Annotated in this window: 18 protein-coding genes; 9 read left to right on the top strand and 9 right to left on the bottom strand. The window is 68.1% G+C overall.

Features of this window, described 5'->3' with window-relative positions; genetic code table 11:
• From ASG00_RS17795 to rpsB, 3 genes are all read right to left on the bottom strand, one after another.
• Positions 1-306, bottom strand: a 306-nt coding sequence (locus ASG00_RS17795) for an amino acid kinase family protein (RefSeq protein ID WP_442922627.1), incomplete at its 3' end; no start/stop codon positions are given.
• A 102-nt stretch (positions 307-408) separates the two neighbouring features.
• Positions 409-1,236: a translation elongation factor Ts gene (gene tsf, locus ASG00_RS08470; protein ID WP_045248420.1), complete on the bottom strand. Its 828-nt coding sequence runs from the start codon at positions 1,234-1,236 to the stop codon at positions 409-411.
• Between the two features lie 98 nt (positions 1,237-1,334).
• A complete protein-coding gene (gene rpsB / locus ASG00_RS08465; protein WP_056208557.1) occupies positions 1,335-2,162 on the bottom strand; it encodes a 30S ribosomal protein S2 in 828 nt (275 codons plus the stop codon).
• A gap of 289 nt (positions 2,163-2,451) precedes the next feature.
• Here rpsB and ASG00_RS08460 point away from each other — a divergent pair, with 289 nt between their 5' ends.
• Positions 2,452-2,973, top strand: coding sequence for a M23 family metallopeptidase (locus ASG00_RS08460; RefSeq protein WP_056208554.1), 522 nt, complete (start codon positions 2,452-2,454; stop codon positions 2,971-2,973).
• 48 nt (positions 2,974-3,021) lie between these two features.
• On the opposite strand, the gene ASG00_RS08455 is transcribed toward ASG00_RS08460, so the two are convergent.
• Both ASG00_RS08455 and ASG00_RS08450 read right to left on the bottom strand, forming a co-directional pair.
• On the bottom strand, positions 3,022-3,972 hold the full coding sequence (locus ASG00_RS08455; RefSeq protein ID WP_082483167.1) for a tyrosine recombinase XerC: 951 nt from the start codon (positions 3,970-3,972) through the stop codon (positions 3,022-3,024).
• Between the two features lie 58 nt (positions 3,973-4,030).
• Positions 4,031-4,309 carry a hypothetical protein gene (locus ASG00_RS08450; protein WP_056208550.1) on the bottom strand — a complete coding sequence of 93 codons (279 nt, stop codon included), beginning with the start codon at positions 4,307-4,309 and terminating at the stop codon, positions 4,031-4,033.
• Positions 4,310-4,448: 139 nt separating this feature from the next.
• Here ASG00_RS08450 and ASG00_RS08445 point away from each other — a divergent pair, with 139 nt between their 5' ends.
• From ASG00_RS08445 to ASG00_RS08435, 3 genes are all read left to right on the top strand, one after another.
• A complete protein-coding gene (locus ASG00_RS08445; RefSeq protein WP_082483166.1) occupies positions 4,449-5,600 on the top strand; it encodes a tyrosine-type recombinase/integrase in 1,152 nt (383 codons plus the stop codon).
• A complete protein-coding gene (locus ASG00_RS08440) occupies positions 5,597-8,059 on the top strand; it encodes a tyrosine-type recombinase/integrase (protein ID WP_056208545.1) in 2,463 nt (820 codons plus the stop codon). Before ASG00_RS08445 ends, ASG00_RS08440 begins: the two co-directional genes overlap by 4 nt.
• A gap of 161 nt (positions 8,060-8,220) precedes the next feature.
• Positions 8,221-8,643, top strand: coding sequence for a hypothetical protein (locus tag ASG00_RS08435; RefSeq protein ID WP_162238379.1), 423 nt, complete (start codon positions 8,221-8,223; stop codon positions 8,641-8,643).
• Between the two features lie 61 nt (positions 8,644-8,704).
• Here ASG00_RS08435 and ASG00_RS08430 read toward each other — a convergent pair whose 3' ends face one another.
• Together ASG00_RS08430 and ASG00_RS08425 are read right to left on the bottom strand one after the other, a co-directional pair.
• Positions 8,705-9,217 (bottom strand): hypothetical protein, encoded by a 513-nt coding sequence (locus ASG00_RS08430; RefSeq protein WP_056208538.1) that lies wholly within the window; start codon positions 9,215-9,217, stop codon positions 8,705-8,707.
• The gene (locus ASG00_RS08425) at positions 9,214-9,780 is read right to left on the bottom strand and encodes a hypothetical protein (protein WP_056208535.1); all 567 of its coding nucleotides are present in this window, start codon (positions 9,778-9,780) and stop codon (positions 9,214-9,216) included. The genes ASG00_RS08430 and ASG00_RS08425 overlap by 4 nt, the downstream gene beginning before the upstream one ends.
• Positions 9,781-9,963: 183 nt before the next feature.
• Between ASG00_RS08425 and ASG00_RS08420 the strand changes: the two genes are divergently transcribed.
• The 3 genes from ASG00_RS08420 (at position 9,964) to ASG00_RS08410 (ending at position 12,427) form a co-directional block, all read left to right on the top strand.
• Positions 9,964-10,560, top strand: coding sequence for an RNA polymerase sigma factor (locus tag ASG00_RS08420; RefSeq protein WP_162237832.1), 597 nt, complete (start codon positions 9,964-9,966; stop codon positions 10,558-10,560).
• The gene (locus ASG00_RS08415; RefSeq protein WP_056208527.1) at positions 10,557-11,024 is read left to right on the top strand and encodes a hypothetical protein; all 468 of its coding nucleotides are present in this window, start codon (positions 10,557-10,559) and stop codon (positions 11,022-11,024) included. Before ASG00_RS08420 ends, ASG00_RS08415 begins: the two co-directional genes overlap by 4 nt.
• A gap of 146 nt (positions 11,025-11,170) precedes the next feature.
• The gene (locus ASG00_RS08410; RefSeq protein WP_162238378.1) at positions 11,171-12,427 is read left to right on the top strand and encodes a DUF2079 domain-containing protein; all 1,257 of its coding nucleotides are present in this window, start codon (positions 11,171-11,173) and stop codon (positions 12,425-12,427) included.
• Between the two features lie 38 nt (positions 12,428-12,465).
• Here ASG00_RS08410 and ASG00_RS08405 read toward each other — a convergent pair whose 3' ends face one another.
• Positions 12,466-13,338, bottom strand: coding sequence for a DNA-processing protein DprA (locus ASG00_RS08405; RefSeq protein WP_235559452.1), 873 nt, complete (start codon positions 13,336-13,338; stop codon positions 12,466-12,468).
• A 26-nt stretch (positions 13,339-13,364) separates the two neighbouring features.
• Positions 13,365-14,045 (bottom strand): ATP-binding protein, encoded by a 681-nt coding sequence (locus tag ASG00_RS18710; RefSeq protein ID WP_268768611.1) that lies wholly within the window; start codon positions 14,043-14,045, stop codon positions 13,365-13,367.
• A 16-nt stretch (positions 14,046-14,061) separates the two neighbouring features.
• On the opposite strand from ASG00_RS18710, the gene ASG00_RS08395 reads away from it, so the two are divergent.
• On the top strand, positions 14,062-15,414 hold the full coding sequence (locus tag ASG00_RS08395) for a tyrosine-type recombinase/integrase (protein ID WP_082483162.1): 1,353 nt from the start codon (positions 14,062-14,064) through the stop codon (positions 15,412-15,414).
• Positions 15,411-16,221, top strand: an 811-nt coding sequence (locus ASG00_RS15405) for a hypothetical protein (RefSeq protein ID WP_162238377.1), incomplete at its 3' end; no start/stop codon positions are given. The genes ASG00_RS08395 and ASG00_RS15405, both read left to right, overlap by 4 nt.

Below are 16,221 nucleotides of genomic sequence, written 5' to 3'. Positions count from 1 at the left end.
GGACTGGACGCGTGTCGCCGCTCCGGCCTGTTCGAGGAAGTCCTGCAGGGCGAGGGCGTTCATCACCGTGCCCAGCATGCCCATGTAGTCGGCGCGACCGCGGTCCATCCCGCGCTGGCTCAGCTCGGCGCCGCGGAAGAAGTTGCCGCCGCCCACGACCACGGCCACTTCCACCGTGTCGACGGCGGCGGCGATGTCGCGCGCGATGCGGCTGACGACATCCGGATTGACCCCGAGGGATCCACCCCCGAACGCTTCACCGGAGAGCTTGAGGAGGACGCGACGGCGTCCGGTCGATTCATCCATGCGGGGTCCTCTCGTCGTGTCCAACTTAGCGAGTGCGCACGCCAGACTTCGGGCACGCACGACGAAGGGCCCGCATCGAGCGATGCGGGCCCTTCGCGGCGATCAGGCGCCGACCTTGAAGCGGGCGAAGCCCGTGAGCGTCAGACCGGCGTCCTTCGCGACCTGCGCGACGGAGAGCTTGTTGTCCTTGGCGTAGTCCTGGTCGAGCAGCGCGACCTGCTTGAAGAACGCGTTCACGCGGCCCTCGACGATCTTCGGCAGCGCGGCCTCCGGCTTGCCCTCGTTGCGGGAGATCTCGGTGACGATCTCGCGCTCCTTCTCGACATCGGCCTCGGGGACCTCGTCGCGGGTGAGGTAGCTCGGGTTGGCGAACGAGATGTGCTGCGCGAGCGAGCGAGCGGTCTCGGCGTCGTCGCCCGAGTAGGCGAGCACCACACCGACCTGCGGGGGCAGGTCCTTGCTGGTCTTGTGCAGGTACACCTCGATGTGGTCACCGGCGAGCGTGCGCACGCGGCGCAGCTCGACCTTCTCACCGATGATCGCGGCCTCGTCCGAGATGAGCTGCTCGACGGTCTGGCCGTTCGCGTCGGCGGCCAGAGCGGCCTCGGCGGAGTCCGCACCGGCGGCGGCCGCGGCATCCGCGACCTTGTCAGCGAGGGCGATGAAACGCTCGTTCTTCGCGACGAAGTCGGTCTCGCAGGCGAGCTCGACGAGCGTCACCTTGCCGCCGAGCTCGCGAGCGGTCACGAGGCCCTCGCTCGTCGAACGGTCAGCGCGCTTGGCGTTGCCCTTCGCGCCCTTGAGGCGCAGGATCTCGACGGCCTTCTCGACGTCGCCGTCGGCCTCCTCGAGTGCCTTCTTGGTGTCGACCATGCCGGTGCCGAGCTGCTCGCGCAGCGCCTTGATGTCAGCGATGGTGAAGTTGGCCATGGGTGGCGGCTCCTTCTGTCTATGCGTTCGCGTGGGCGATCGGCGCGGCGCGATGCGCACGCCGCGCCGATCGTAGTGCGTCTGGACGACGCGGAGGTTTACTGGGCGTCGGCCGCGGGCGCGACAGCGGCCTCGGGGGCAGCCTCGACCTCGACGACCTCGGCCTGGGGCTGCTCGAGCAGCTCGCGCTCCCACTCCGCCAGAGGCTCGGCCTCTTCGGCATCGCCGGCGGGCTGGTGGCGCTGGATGAGCCCCTCGGCTGCGGCGTCCGCGATGATGCGGGTGAGCAGCGAGACCGAGCGGATCGCGTCGTCGTTGCCCGGGATCGGGAACTGGAACTCGTCGGGGTCGGCGTTCGTGTCGAGGATGCCGATCACGGGGATACCGAGCTTCTTGGCCTCGTCGATCGCGAGGTGCTCGCGCTTGGCGTCGACCACCCAGATCGCCGACGGCGTCTTGGTGAGGTTGCGGATACCGCCGAGCGACTTGTGCAGCTTGTCGAGCTCGCGCTGCTTGAGCAGCAGCTCCTTCTTGGTGAAGCCGGTGCCGGCCGGGTCGTTGAAGTCGAGCTCCTCGAGCTCCTTCATGCGTGCGAGGCGCTTCGACACGGTGGAGAAGTTCGTGAGCAGACCGCCCAGCCAGCGCTGGTTGACGAAGGGCTGGCCGACGCGGGTCGCCTGCTCGGCGATGACCTCCTGGGCCTGCTTCTTCGTGCCGACGAAGAGCACGGTGCCGCCGTGGGCGACCGTCTCCTTGACGAACTCGTACGCCTTGTCGATGTACGACAGCGACTGCTGCAGGTCGATGATGTGGATGCCGGAGCGCTCGGTGAGGATGAAGCGCTTCACCTTCGGGTTCCACCGGCGGGTCTGGTGTCCGAAGTGCACGCCGCTGTCGAGCAGCTGGCGGATGGTGACGACGGCCATGGCCGTTCTCCTGTCTGGCGCGGGGCGCCTCTTGCGGTTGTCCTCTGCGCGCGGATGCGGCGCGGAGCCTGGTGCCCGGCGCCACTCCGCCCGTCGAGACGGGACCGTCGGAGTGGATGCCACCCGGCGGAGACCGCCGGACTCTGGGCACGCGTAGTCACCCCGACAAGCGAGGTGCTCGTTCAGCATACAGGACGCCGTCTCCTCCCCCGGCGGCCGAGCGGATGCGGCCTCCCCCGCGAGTTGCATGGTTCGCTCCCGCGTGCGCCGCGAAGGCCAGCATCGACCCATGCGCCGCCCCCTCATCGCCGCCCTCCTCACCGCCGCACTGGCCCTCGCGCCGGGCGCACCGGCGGACGCGACACCGACCGCTGCGCCGGGCGGTGCCCGTGGGGTCGCGCAGCCCACCTGGTCGTGGCCGGTCGCGCCGCCGCGCGTCATCGCCGGATACGCGGCACCCGCCAGCGCCTACGGCGCGGGTCATCGCGGAATCGACCTGGCTGCGAATGAGGGCGCACCCGTGGTCGCCGTCGATGACGGAGTGGTCGCGTTCGTGGGCATCGTGGTGGATCGAGCAGTGATCACGATCCGGCATGACGACGGTGTGGTCAGCACTCTTGAGCCAGTGGCTTCCGGCCTTCCCGTGGGCGCCCGCATCGCGGCAGGCGATCAGGTGGGAACGGTGACGACCGGGGGCCACGTCGCGCCCGGGGGCGTCCATCTCGGCGCACGTCTGCACGGAGCGTACGTCAATCCGTTGCTGTTCCTCGGAAGAGTCGAGCGGGCAGTGCTGCTGCCGTGCTGCGGCTGAGCACGACCAGAGCCGGCGTCTCGATGAGGACGCCAACGGCCGCACCCGTCAGGCGCGCGGATGCGCCTGACGGTAGGCAGCGGTCAGCCGCTCCGTCGACACATGGGTGTAGATCTGGGTGGTACCCAGGCTCGCGTGGCCGAGCAGCTCCTGCACCGCCCGCAGGTCCGCCCCGCCGTCGAGCAGATGCGTGGCGGCCGTGTGACGGAGAGTATGCGGACCGACGTGCGCGACACCGAGGGCTGGCGCGAGTGCACTGCTGACGACCCGGTAGACCGCGCGGGGGGCGAGCGCGCCCCCGCGCGCACCGAGAAAGACGCGGTCGCCCGGGACCGCACTCCGAGCCCGAAGCACCGGTCGTGCACTGTCGAGGTACTCGCCGAGGGCACGGTCGGCGGGCGCGCCAAAGGGGACGACCCGCTCTTTGTCGCCCTTGCCGCGCACTCGCGCGGTGCGGCGCACGCGGTCGATGTCGGCCACGCGCAGACTGCAGAGCTCCGAGACCCGTACTCCGGTCGCGTAGAGCATCTCGAGGAGCGCGTGATCGCGCACGGCGACGGGGTCCCGTTCGGCGGCCCGGGCTGCGGCCGCCGCCAGCACCTGGTCGACCGCGGTCGTGGTGGCCACCCTCGGCAGGGTGCGCCCGCGGGCTGGTGCGGCGAGGCGGGCCGCAGGGTCTCGCGCCACCTGTCCCCGCTCGAATGCCCACGAGAACAGTCCACGCACAGTGGCACGGCGACGGGCGAGCGTCGCCGGCGCGTCCCCCCGCTGCACGGCAGCCCACATCCACTCCCGCAGATCATCCGTGTCGATGTCGTCGATCGAACGGTGCTCGCCGAGATGGTGCGAGAGATCGGCCATGTCCTGTGTGTACGCCCGCACCGTGGCAGGAGACAGGCGCCGAACGTCGCGAAGGTGGACGAGCCATTCGAGGGCGACCGCGTCCAGCGCGACGGGCGGGCGCGGGGGCGACGGCACGACGGATGCCTCGGACGTCATGGTCCCAGTGTGCGGTGCGATGCTCCGACGCTGGGCACGACGCGGCGACGATGACGCATCAGGTCACCCGAAGCCACCCCTCACCTCGGTCGACCGCGTCACCGGCAAGCAGGGCGTATCCGAGGATGACCGCAACGTCGGACGGGTCCATGCCTGCCCGGCGCGCGATGTCGCCCACCGTGCGCGGCGCCCTCGTCGAGAGGGCGTCGCGCACCCGCGTCGCGTCGTCGGTGCGCGCGGCGTCGACGCCCGCGCCGGATGCGAGCCCGGCGTCGATGCCGACGAGCGCGAGGGCGTCATCGGCGCACGTGATGCAGACGGCGTCGTAGTCGCGCAACAGCCGATGACATCCCGCTGAGGCCGGGGAGGTTATCTGTAGTCATGTGTGGTTGTAAGTGGTTGTCAGCGTCGGATGCAGATCGTCCTTGGATGGACGCTCCCGCAGCAGTGTCAGTGACGGCAGCTACGGTGCGATCATGAGTGACCTCGGGCTGTTCGCCTTCCGCTGGGTGCCGTCTTTCTCCGGGGTCGATGCGGGGGTGGTGTTCGATCGGACGCGGGGCGTGATTCATCCCGGTGCGTGTGATTGGCTGCGTTCTCTTTCTGAGTCGGGCGCGTCTCCAAACACGGTGCGGAACTACGGTCTCCGTTTGGCGGGCTTCTTGAGTTGGCTTCCGGCTCAGGGCCTGCATTGGACGCAGGTGAGGACTTCAACGCTGGTGCAGTGGAAGAACCACCTGTTGGTGACGCCGGTCTCGCGGGGCTCCGCGATCGCCACGCCTCGCAAGCCCGCGACGGTCGCCGCGTGGTTGGTCGCGCTGGTGGAGTTCTACAGGTGGGCCGCGCTTGAGGATCTCGTGCCCAGGGATCTGGTCGTGCAGCTGACGGAGGATCAGGTGGTGCGCCCGGGTGCGCGGGGCGGTGAACACGGGCGGATCCGGAGTGTGATGACGAGATCGTTGAAGGTCCGGCCGGTGCAGGTGGAGACGGCGCCGTCGTGGTTGTCGGAGGAAGCCGAGCGGCGGGCTCTGCTCGAGTTGCCGTTACGTCCGCGGGACCGTTTCCTGGTGGATCTGCTCTACTTCACCGGGCTGCGGGTCGGCGAAGTACTGTCGCTGTTTCGGCAGGACCTGCATTTGCTCGCCGACAACAGCGCGCACGGCTGCCGGCTCCGCGGGCCTCATCTGCATGTCGTGCGGAACCGCTCCGTCAACGGCGCGCGGGCGAAATCTCTGCGGAGTGTCCCGGTGCCGGCGGAGCTGGCGTTGTCGTATCAGGAGGCGTTGTCGGAGCGGCTGAGGCTGCTCGGGGACGACGGGAGCCCGAACGCGATCGTTGCACTGGAGGGCCCGACAGCGGGCCGGGCGTTGACCTACGCGACGGTGGTGGACCTGTTCCGTCGGTGGTCGAACCGGCTGGGGTTCTACGTGCGGCCACATCTGCTGCGGCATACGCGCGCGACGATCTGGTTGCGCGGGCTGGAGGGGCAGGCGGTGGATCTTGATGTCGTGCGGGTGCTGCTCGGGCACCGATCGTTGGCGTCGACGCTCATCTACACGCACGCCAGCGACGAGGCGCTGCGCGCGGCGGTCGCACGCACGACGATGTATTCGGAGGACCGCACGTGACGCTCATCGTCGACACCGCGGAGGCAGCAGGCAGCAAGTCTGGCGGCGGTTGGCGGGATTTCCTGGCGGGGATGCTGAACGAGGAGTGGGCTGTTGGCGCGTGGGACGCAGTGACCGGGATCCTCACGGTCGATCCGTTCAACGAGCTCAACGATTTCCGTGCCTGCAAGCGGCCTGGCTGCGCGAATCCCGCTTCGCGCGTCGACTACTGCCCGCCATGCCAGCGGCGGGCCAGACATGCCGGCGTGAGCGTTGAGGAGTATGCCCGCACCCACCCGAAGGTGAGCTTGGATGCGAGGAGGACGACCCGCGGCTTCGAGCTCTGCGGCATATCCGATGAGGCGGGCGTCCGCTGCGGGCGGGCGATGACCACGCGGGGTCTTTGCCCCACGCACTACGACCTGTTCGCGAAACGCTGCAAGCAGTCGGAAGCCGCGCTCACCGATCACCGGCTGGAGGCATTCGTCGCCGATCGGGTGGGGAAGTACGTGTTCCCGTCAGTCCCGTGCCCAATTGCGTCGTGCGGCAGGATCCTGTCACACAGCATCAGCAGCGGCCTCTGCGACTATCACGACTCCGGGCTGCGGGCGGCGCGCCGCAAGCAGCCTGCCCTCACGATCGAGGACTTCATGGGCTCGAACGTGGTGCTGGAGCGTCACCAGCTCGCGCTCGGGTCGCTGAGTGAGCCGTTGCGCACGGAGCTGCTGTTCGTCATCCAGCAGTATGCCGATCGCGGCGTGGGTCGGGTGATGATCAGCAAGCTGCGACCGTTCATCAACGACATCGCCGCCGACCCTCACACCGATCTGCTGGAGTGCTTCCGGTCGCATGAGCACTCCATCCGCCTAAAAGGAGTGCGGGCGGTTGGCATGCTGCTGCTGGAGAAGGCGCATCGCCGGTTCGAGGAATACGACTCGCTCCAAGGCGACCTGATCTTCCTCCAGGACCTACCGCTTCGAGAGACCCAGTCGGCACGGAACCCGGACCTCAGTGGCACACCGCTGGACATTCGACAGCTCACGCAGCCGTGGCTGGCGACCGCGTTCCGCACCTGGCTGGGTGCGACGTTGGAACCGCGTGGGGCAGTCCGGAAGTGCTTCGACGTCTGCGCCGAGGCATCCCAGGTGATGGCCGATCGCCGCTCCGACGCGGGCATGGATCCGACGCGACTGTCCTACGAGGACATGGCGGCGATCATCGCACGGTTCGAGCAGCGCTGGTCGGCGCAGGGGATCAAATTCACCTACTCGGTCTGGTGGGAGCTCTGCCGGCTGGCACGACGGTTCGGCGTCTGGGATGAGATCCCGGAGAGCTTCGCGCAGAACTACGCCGCGCAGAAACGCCGCACCCTGCGCGGAAAAGGCGACCAGAAGGTCGAAAGCGATCGGGTGACCCCTGCAGTGGTCGTCGCGCATCTGCGAAGCCACACAGACCAGCTCGACATCGGTCGCCATTCCGACATGTATCGGTGCGTGCTCGAACTGCTCATGGAGACCGGCCGCCGGCCGGCAGAGATCGCGACGCTGCGGACGGACTGTCTCGTTCAGGATCGGCACGGCGGCTGGCTGCTGCGTTACACGGCGCACAAGACCGGCGGCGCGACCAAGGAACTCCCCGTCGAGACACCTGTCGTCGAGTCGATCCGGCGGTGGGAGCGCATCCGCACCGAGCGCGGCATCAGATCGCCGTACCTGTTCCCGAGCGGGAGGCGCCGGCTGCAGGACGAGAACATCCCTCCGATCGGGGAACGCTACCTGGGCAAGATCCTGCACAAGTTCGCAGCGAACCTTCCCCAGGTCCCCGGGCCGGTGACGGACGCTGACGGGCATCCGGTCGACTTCGACCTGACCACGGTGCAGCCCTACGACTTCCGCCGCGCCTACGCGCAACGTCACGCGGACAACGGGACAGACCCGGACGTATTGCGGCAGCTCATGGACCACGTCTCGTTGAGCACCACGATGGGCTACTACCAGGTCAGTTCGAAACGTCGCCGGAAGGCCGTCAACACGCTCGCCCCGCTCGCCCACGATCGTCACGGCCGACAGGTCGGCATCGCGAACGGGCGTATGCAGCTGAAGATCACACCGGTCCCTTACGGCGACTGCGCGGAGCCGAGCAATGTCGCCGCCGGCGGTACCGCGTGTCAGCTGCGGTATCAGTGCGCGGGCTGTGGGTTCTTCCGCCCCAACCCTTCACACATCCCAGAGATCGAGAAGGAGATCGTGAAGCTGAAGTCGCAGTTGCGGATCGCGGAGGCCTCCGACACCGCCGGCTACTTGCTGGACGCGCAGCGCGGCCTGATCGCCGACTACGAGAAGGTGCTCACCACCATGCGGGAACGCCTCGAACAGCTCCCACAGGACCAGCGACGTGAGATCTCCACCATGTCCGAGGTGATGAGACGCGCCCGCAGCGCAGCCCTCGCCGGGAAACACATCGAACTGAGGGAGATATGACGACGACGACGCCCACCCCACCCCGAGGAAACCCCGCCGCGTTGGCCCAGGCGCGGGCCGAGGCCAGCGCCCGCAAGCACCGTGATGTCGCCGCGACTCTGCACGCGGCCGCAGCCCACGGCCAGGCGCTCACGGTCTCCACCCTCGCAGCCGCGGCCGGCGTGAGCCGGCAGTTCCTCTACAGCCGTCCCGATCTCATGGACGGCCTACGCCGACACCAGGAACGACACCCAGCCGCAGGCGACCGCCCCCTCCACGCGGCACGCGCCGCGGACCTGGTGAACGCGCAGAACACGATCAAACGACTCAAGGGTGAAGCCCGCGAGCTGAACCGGAAGCTCGACGCCGGCCTCGCCGCGCAGCTCGAGCTCCGCGACGAGAAGCGACTGCGTGAGCTCTATGAGCACCGCGGCCATGAGATCGAACGACTCCTCGCCCAGAACGCCGACCTGCTCCGTACCGTTTCCCAACTACGCGAACAAGTCCGCAGTCTCGAGGACGATCTCGCGATCGAACGCACCGCCATCCGCGAACTCACCGGAAAGCCAGCCAACGTCACCAGCATCCGATTCAGTGACCGATGAGCAAACGGCGAAGCGGGACACCCCCTTGCGATGGTGTCCCGCTCCCACGTCACTGACTCGGCTACCGGGTGAGCGCGACGCTCTTCCCCGTCACTTCAGTCCCGAAGGTGATTGTCTGGTTGAGGCCGCTGTATCCAGACATGCAGGGATTGTTGCCTGCGTAGGACCAGCAGAGCTTCGCTCGATAGTTGTTGCTCTTGAAGTTGCCCCGGTTGGGCCAGGTTCCGCTGGCGCCGGTACCGTCGAATCCGTACCACAGGTGCGGTGACAGATAGCCCTGCCAGCAGGCCCGGTCACCGCTGCAGTTCGGCACCACGCCGAACGGCTGCACTAGCGACGTCGCGGCATCGATCGCCACGAACTCGCCGGTTGCGGGGTCCACCGTCAGGATTGCCGGCTCACCGGACTCGAACAGATCCCTCTCAGCCTGCGTGAAACCACTCAGAGGATCATCATCTACGGTCGCGTTGGCGGGAACCCCCGCCCACACGGACGCGATGACGAACAGGATCGCTGCAACCGCAGCGATCACGCGAGGGCGCACGGTCGTCGCCCTCGCGTCGGTGTGGGTCACGCTGCCCAACGGATCGACGAGGCGCGGTCGTTCATCGCGGCGCCGACGTTGCTGGAGTTCACGTAGTAACCGTAGGACGCGCCGCCATAGTTGGTGTTCTCGAAAATCGCGGTCTTGCAGTTCGAGTACGACCGGAACGACGTGATCCGGTTGTCCCAGCCGATACCGGCGAGGCTCGTGTAGCCGTGGGCATAGCCGTAGCAGCCGTTCTGGGTCACGCTCGCTGCGTACGAGGCGCCGCCGTAGTTATTGTGCTCGTAGAAGATGCCGATCACGGTGCTTGCCAGCGGCGCGACATCGGAGCGAGCACTGCTGGAGTCGTTGACGAGTTCGTCGCTGACTTCGAGCGCCCCGTCGGGCGTGGACAGGACGATGCCGTATGCCTCGTACACGGCGTCTGCAAGGTTGGCGTCGGCGTCGACGCACAGGGACTTCCCGGTGTCGAGCTCCTGCCAACAGCTCTGAGTGCGGTCGATGGTGTCGGCAGTTGCCGCGGGCGCCGTGATGGCGGCGGCTCCGATCATGAGCAACGATGCGGCGAGGGCGGCGAGTGGACGTTTCATGATGTTGGTCTGTTCCCTTCGGATCGATGATCTTCGTTCAGACCCTTGCGACGATCGCTGCTCACACGCCAGACCTCGACGAATACTGAGACCCTTTGGTCCGAACGGACAGTCGCCCCGGCCGACCCACACGGTGGGGGAACATGGGGTACGAGAAGAGTCGTGTGCCGGAGGGAGACGCAGGTGGCGGAGCCCGCGCGCGCGTCCCGGGATCGGCAGGATCTCGCCTCGGCTGATCGTGTCGAGGACGATGTGCCACTGCTGCGACGACTGCGCGATGGAGACGACACCGCTCTGAGCGAACTTCATGACCGCCACGTCCGGGCGGTGTATCTGCTCGCGCGGAGCAAGGTTGACTCCGCGTCAGACGCCGAGGAAGTGACCCAAGACGCCTTTCTGCTGTTGTGGCGCAAGTGCCGTCGTATTGACCTGGCCGGCACATCTTGCCTGCCGTGGTTGCTGACCACTGCGAACTACCTTGCCCTCAACGTTCAGCGGGCAAGTAGGCGTCTGACGCAGCGGGTCACGACTGTGCTGAGTGAAGACGACCTCACTTCCCCGCGCGAGGTGGACGCCGAAGCAGCGCGGAACATGGAACTCGAACAGGTCGTAAGGATCGTTGCGGCCCTTCCGCAGATCGACCAAGACGTATTTCGGCTCTGCGTTGTCGAGGGACTCAGCTACAAGCAGGCCGCGTACCAGCTCCGCACCAGTCACTCGGCTGTACGGAACCGCCTGTCCCGGGTGCGCGGAGCGTTGAGGAAGCAGATAGACCAATGACTATTGACGAGCCGAACTACGACCGGATGCGCGACAACCTGATGCGCGAGGTCCGGCGACGTAGCAACCGGAGCCGGTCTCGCAAGCGGGTCAGCATCTTCATCGGCGCCGGTGTGCTCGTCGCTGCCACCACGGGTGGGGCGCTGATCGCCCTTGCATCCGCGGAGCTGCGGCACAACTCCGCGTACTGCTACGAGTCGCCCTCGTTGCAGAGCCGCGCGCAGCAGGTCGGCGATCCGTCGCCGGTCGGAGACGACCGGGTTGCCCGCGCCATCGACTTGTGTGAGTCCGTATGGCGTATCGGCGTACTCGGTGGCGAGAACGACGGACCGCCCCCCAACGATGGGCGGATCCATCCCGTGCCCGAGCTGTTTGTCTGCTCCCAGCGTGACGGGACACTCGCGGTCTTCCCGGAGGAGGATGGCGTGGCGTGCAGCGATCTCAGCCTGGAGCCACCCCGGTGACAATCACGCCGATCCGGGCGCTGCCCACGGCGCCGCGGCTACCCGATCGGCACAGGCGCACGGGATGGATAGCGCCGTGCGCCGTCGGGGTGATCGTCGCGACGACATACGTTGTCTACGCAGCATGGCAGTGGTCGCAGTTCACCGTGAAGTCCTGGGACCTGAGCATCTTCGCCCAGCTGCTCGACAACTACGCCCGGATGCAACCGCCCATCGTGAACATCAAAGGCGACGGATACAACCTCCTCGGCGATCACTTCCACCCCCTCCTCGCTCTGATCGCACCCGTCTACGCGATCGCGCCCCACGCGTTCACACTGCTCGCCGTTCAAGCGGTGTGTTTCGCGATCGCTGCCGCGATGTTCACCCGCACCGCGACCCGCAGCCTCGGCACCGTCGCAGGCGGCGTGCTCCTCGGACTCGCGTTCGGCTTCAGCTGGGGTCTGCAATACGCCGCCGAAGCACAGTTCCACGAGATCGCCCTCGCCGTCCCCCTGCTGACCTGTTCGCTCAGCGCACTGCTCGAGCGCCGCGATCTCGCTACCGTGCTGTGGGCGGCCCCCCTGGTCTTCGTCAAGGAAGACCTCGGCCTCACCGTCGCCATCATCGGTCTGCTTGTCGCCTACCGCTCGCGCAAGCCGCTTGGGCTCTGGCTCACGGTCTGGGGCGTGGGCTGGTTCGCGATCGCGGTGTTCATCGTGCTCCCACTCCTCAACCCCCAAGGTTCCTGGGCATACGCGAGTAACGCCAACCCGCTGACACTCCTTGGCGACCCTGGCGGGCTCTTTCACCCATCGAAAGGACTCACGCTCGCCCTGATCCTGGTAATCAGCGGCGGGCTCATCCTCCGGTCACCGATCGCGCTCGTCCTCCTGCCGACCCTCGCGTGGCGTTTCCTCTCAAGCAACCATGGCTACTGGGGCCCAAGCTGGCATTACAGCGCCGTCCTCATGCCGATCGTGTTCGTCGCACTCCTAGATGCCATCAACCGCGGGCCCACTGCCCGGTGGGCCTGGCTTCGCAGCTATAGCCGCCACGGCGCCGCGATCGCCGTCACAGCAGCAACAGTGCTCCTACCCACACTCCCGCTATGGTCGCTTCTCGCACCCAACTCGTGGGATCAGCCCGACCGGGCTGACGCAGCGACCACAATCCTTGAGGCGATTCCTGCTGGCTCCTCTGTTGAGACCGACATTGGCCTCATGTCCTACCTTGTCGACGACCACGACGTCTACTGGCTCGGAAACTCCAACCCCACCCCGGACTGCATCCTCATCGACCGGATAGCCGGAGGCACACCACACGACTGGGGCAGCGCTCTTGAGGTCGCTACCCGACTCCATCCAGGCGCCACCTACCGCCCCATCGCCAAGCACAGCGGGTACGAGCTCGCCTGCCAGTAACTGACGTCGATTACATGCCGCTCCCGCACAATCTTGCTTCACCCCCTTGACAGCACCCAGATAACGGACGTGATCGGACCGGGGACCGCGCCGAGCGGCCGCCCGAGGGCCGACGCGTGGCCTGCGGTGTTCAGGGATCCGCTGCGCCAGCCCGCTTCGACGACGACAGTGGCGGCTCCGAGCGCCGCGATCAGCCTGTTGCGCTGGAGAAATCTCCATTTGGTGGGCGCGGCGCCGCACGGCACCTCCGCGGCCACGGCGCCTCCCGCGGCCATCGCCGCCTCGATCAGCTCGGTATGCCCCGACGGATACACCTTGTCGACACCGCCCGCCAGCACCGCGACGGTGCGGCCACCGACGCCGAACGCAGCCCGGTGGGCGACGCCATCGATCCCCCAGGCCGCGCCGGAGACGATGATCACGCCTCGTGCGGCGAGGTCGCCCGCCACCTCAGCGGCCGCCGCTTCGCCGTACGCGGTCGCCGCCCGTGCGCCGACGATTGCGATCGACGGCTCCGCCGCGAGCGCAGACGCGTCACCTCGCACCCAGAGGGCGACCGGCGCGTGCGCGCCGAGATCGCCGAGCGAGCGCGGCCAGCCGGCATCGACCGGGGTCAGCAGCCCGGCTCCGGCGCGGGCGGCGAGCTCGACGGTGTCGCGGAGGGTCGCGGCATCCCAGCGTGGACCCCACCGCCGCAGCGCGGCCGACCACACGGCATCGCCGACCAGACGTCCGCCCTCGGCATCACCCCGCCGTGCGCGGTCGAGGGCTCCCCGTGCGCCCCACTGCGCGATCGCCGCGCCCGCCACGCGGTCACCCGGTTCGACGAGAGTGCTCCACACGATCGCCGCATCGCGGTCGTCGCGGAACTCATCGTCAGGAAGGCCGAGCGCATCGGCACGCGCGCGCACCGCACGCGCATCTGTCGAGGTGCCGTTCACGCCGCCATCCCCCGCTTGAGGTACAGCGCGCGGCCGATGTCGTCACCGGTGAGGCGATCGTGCCCGGCGAGGTCGGCGACGCTCCAGGCGACACGCAGCACGCGGTCATAGGCACGCAGGGTCAGCAGACCGCGTTCGAGTGCCGCATCCAGCGGAGCCCGCACGTCCGACGTAGGCGCGTGGGGACCTTGCCGCAACCACGCCCCGTCGATCTCCGCGTTCACGGTCCACGGGGTCTCGCGCAGACGCCGGGCGGCGCGCTCGCGCGCACCCCTCACCCGCTCCCGCGCATCAGCGCTGGACGTGCGGCCGCGACTGTGCGGCACACGGGTGACTCGGGTCATCCTCATCTCGATGTCGATCCGATCGAGGAGCGGACCCGACAGCCGCGCGCGGTAGCGGCGGATCGCCGACGGCGGGCATTCGCAGAGCGCACCTCGCACGCCGTGGTTCCCGCACGGGCAAGGGTTGGTCGCGAGATTGTGGCTGGGGTTTGCGGCGTGTCCGGTGTTTGCTTTCGAAGACGCAAGTACGGTCGCTGTTGTGTCTAACTCGCGGTCTGGTGTTCTTGGGCGGTCTGTGTGGCGGTTGCATCGGGCGCAGGACGGCTTTCGCGCGACTGGATTGCGGGGCGTCGGCGCGGCGGATGTGTTGGATGGCTGGGGTGCGTGGCGCACGGGTGTGGGGATCCCGTTGGGCACGCCGTTTCTGATCGCGCCGACGTTCGAGTACGACGTGCGGTTGAACGCGTTCTTCTATTCCGCGGATATGCTCACGGCCCGGATGTCGACGAGGGTCGGGTATGCGCGGGATCTGAAGGGGTTCCTTGATTTCCTTCATCTGGGCCGTGGCGGTGTTGGCTGGTCGGATGCGACGGAGGACGATCATCGGGCGTATCTGATCTGGCGGCGGGAGGATCCTGCCGGGCCTCGGGTGAGTCCTGCGACGTGGGATCGTGAGGTGAGCGGGGTCGATCGGTTCTATCGCTGGCAGGTCTCCCGGGGGCAGCTCGTGGAGAGCCCGATTCCCCAGCGATCGCGTCGGGTCGCGAGCGGATACGGCGCCGATGGGGGGCGGGGTCTGACGGCGGCGACGTACTCGCATGCGTCGCGGCGCGATCAGATCCGCTGGCTCCCGTCGCGCTCGTACCGGCAGTGGCGGGACGTGGGCCTGCGTGGGTATGGTGCAGACGGGTTGCCGGATCCGGTGTTCCGGGGTCGTTGGGCGGATCGGAACGCGGCGTTCGCCGATCTGATGGTGCGTACCGGTCTGCGGTTGACGGAGCAGGCATCGTTGACGGTCACCGAGATCCCCGAGGTACGGACGCAGGGCGGTTATCACCGGTTCTGGCTGCCGGGCGCGATCGCGAAGGCGGGATCGGCGAGGTGGGTGTATGTGCCGTCGATGATCCTGCGGGAGCTGTGGGCGTATATCGACGTCGACCGGCGTGTGGCGATCGCCCGGGCTCAAGCCCGCGGCTTGTATGACGATCCGGGCGGGGGCTTTCTGCTTCTGGATGATCGTCTCCTGGCGCGCCCGGTCTCCGAGGACTCGGGGGCGGTGAAGCTGTCGCTGCTGACCCCGGAGGAGCGGCGGCTGCTGCTGGTGCGGGGCCGGGATGGGTGGGAGCCGGCGGCGCTGTGGTTGAACGAGGACGGCGCTCCGATGTCGACGGCGAGCTGGAAGGACATCTTCCGTCAGGCGAACGCCCGGTGCCACAAGCACGGGCTGTCCGTCCGCGCGCACGCGCACATGCTGCGTCACACGTTCGCGGTGCTGACGTTGGAGCAGCTGCAGCGCGGGCACATCGCCGCGCTGGCCGGAATGAGCCCCGACCAGCGGCAGCATTACACGCGGATCTTCGGCGATCCGCTCGATTGGGTGCGGCGGCGGCTGGGACACAAGAGCGTGACCACGACGCAGGTGTACTTGCATGCGTTGGAGGAGCTGGAGATGCAGACGCGGATGACGCTGGTGTCCGATCCGTGGGAAGACTCCCGCGACGCGCGGCTGGTCGTGAACCTGGATAGGCGGGACCGGTCATGAGCGGGCGCGGCAGCACCAGGACGGGGAGGCCGACCCTGGCGCCGACAGGTCACTACACGCCCCGGCCGGTGGCGGCGGGGCTGGTCATCGAGTTCCACGGTGAGGACGACCGGTCCTTCACCTTCGATGTCGGCGCGCTGCCGTTGCCGGGATGGCATCAGAGCCTCGCGGCGAGCTGGGCGGCCAGGACCGGTCCTGCCGGTTCGTTGCGCACCCGCGCGTCGGCGCAGACGGCGTGGGGCATGCTGACACGGATGATCCGGTTCTACGGACAGCAGCTGCGCCCGCCCCAGCACCCGAGCGAGCTGCGTGTCGAGCATGTCGACGCATACCGCCGATTCCGCGCCGACGCGGTCGGCGAGCGGGCCGCACGGCTCGAGCTGAGGTCAGCGGCGCGGACGTTCGAGACTCAGCCGCTGGCCGGCCTGGTGCCCGCGGAGGTCCGCGACAGGATGCGTCCGCATCAGACGAATCGGAACTCACCGGTATCGGGATACTCCGATGGCGAGCTGAGCCGGCTGGTGGCCGCAGCCCGCACAGACGTCGCCGCGCTGCGGGACCGGCTGACCGTGCCCGCGGAGCGCACCGCATCGGAGCAGCAGCGCATCGAGGTCGCACGATCCACCGGGCACGTGCCACTGCGAGGCGTGCCCGCGACCCATGCCGCGGCGGCGCGGCGGCGGGTCGCGGAGCAGCTGTTCGTCACCCGCAACGACCTGACCCCGATGCTGGTGCTGCTGGTTGCGACGACCGGATGGAACGTCGAGGTCGTCAAGGAACTGCGCGCCGAGCACCGGGTCATCGAGG

This window comes from Microbacterium sp. Leaf351, from assembly GCF_001423825.1.
GTDB lineage: Bacteria > Actinomycetota > Actinomycetes > Actinomycetales > Microbacteriaceae > Microbacterium > Microbacterium ginsengisoli.
Note: the sequence above shows the minus strand (reverse complement) of the source record. Positions and strands in the feature narration are given on the sequence as shown.

What these genes read in the sequence shown, in the direction of transcription:
- tsf (WP_045248420.1), bottom strand. Translation starts at nt 1,236, where the DNA reads ATGGCCAACTTCACCATCGCTGACATCAAGGCGCTGCGCGAGCAGCTC.
- rpsB (WP_056208557.1), bottom strand. Translation starts at nt 2,162, where the DNA reads ATGGCCGTCGTCACCATCCGCCAGCTGCTCGACAGCGGCGTGCACTTC.
- ASG00_RS08460 (WP_056208554.1), top strand. Translation starts at nt 2,452, where the DNA reads ATGCGCCGCCCCCTCATCGCCGCCCTCCTCACCGCCGCACTGGCCCTC.
- ASG00_RS08455 (WP_082483167.1), bottom strand. Translation starts at nt 3,972, where the DNA reads ATGACGTCCGAGGCATCCGTCGTGCCGTCGCCCCCGCGCCCGCCCGTC.
- ASG00_RS08445 (WP_082483166.1), top strand. Translation starts at nt 4,449, where the DNA reads ATGAGTGACCTCGGGCTGTTCGCCTTCCGCTGGGTGCCGTCTTTCTCC.
- ASG00_RS08425 (WP_056208535.1), bottom strand. Translation starts at nt 9,780, where the DNA reads ATGAAACGTCCACTCGCCGCCCTCGCCGCATCGTTGCTCATGATCGGA.
- ASG00_RS08415 (WP_056208527.1), top strand. Translation starts at nt 10,557, where the DNA reads ATGACTATTGACGAGCCGAACTACGACCGGATGCGCGACAACCTGATG.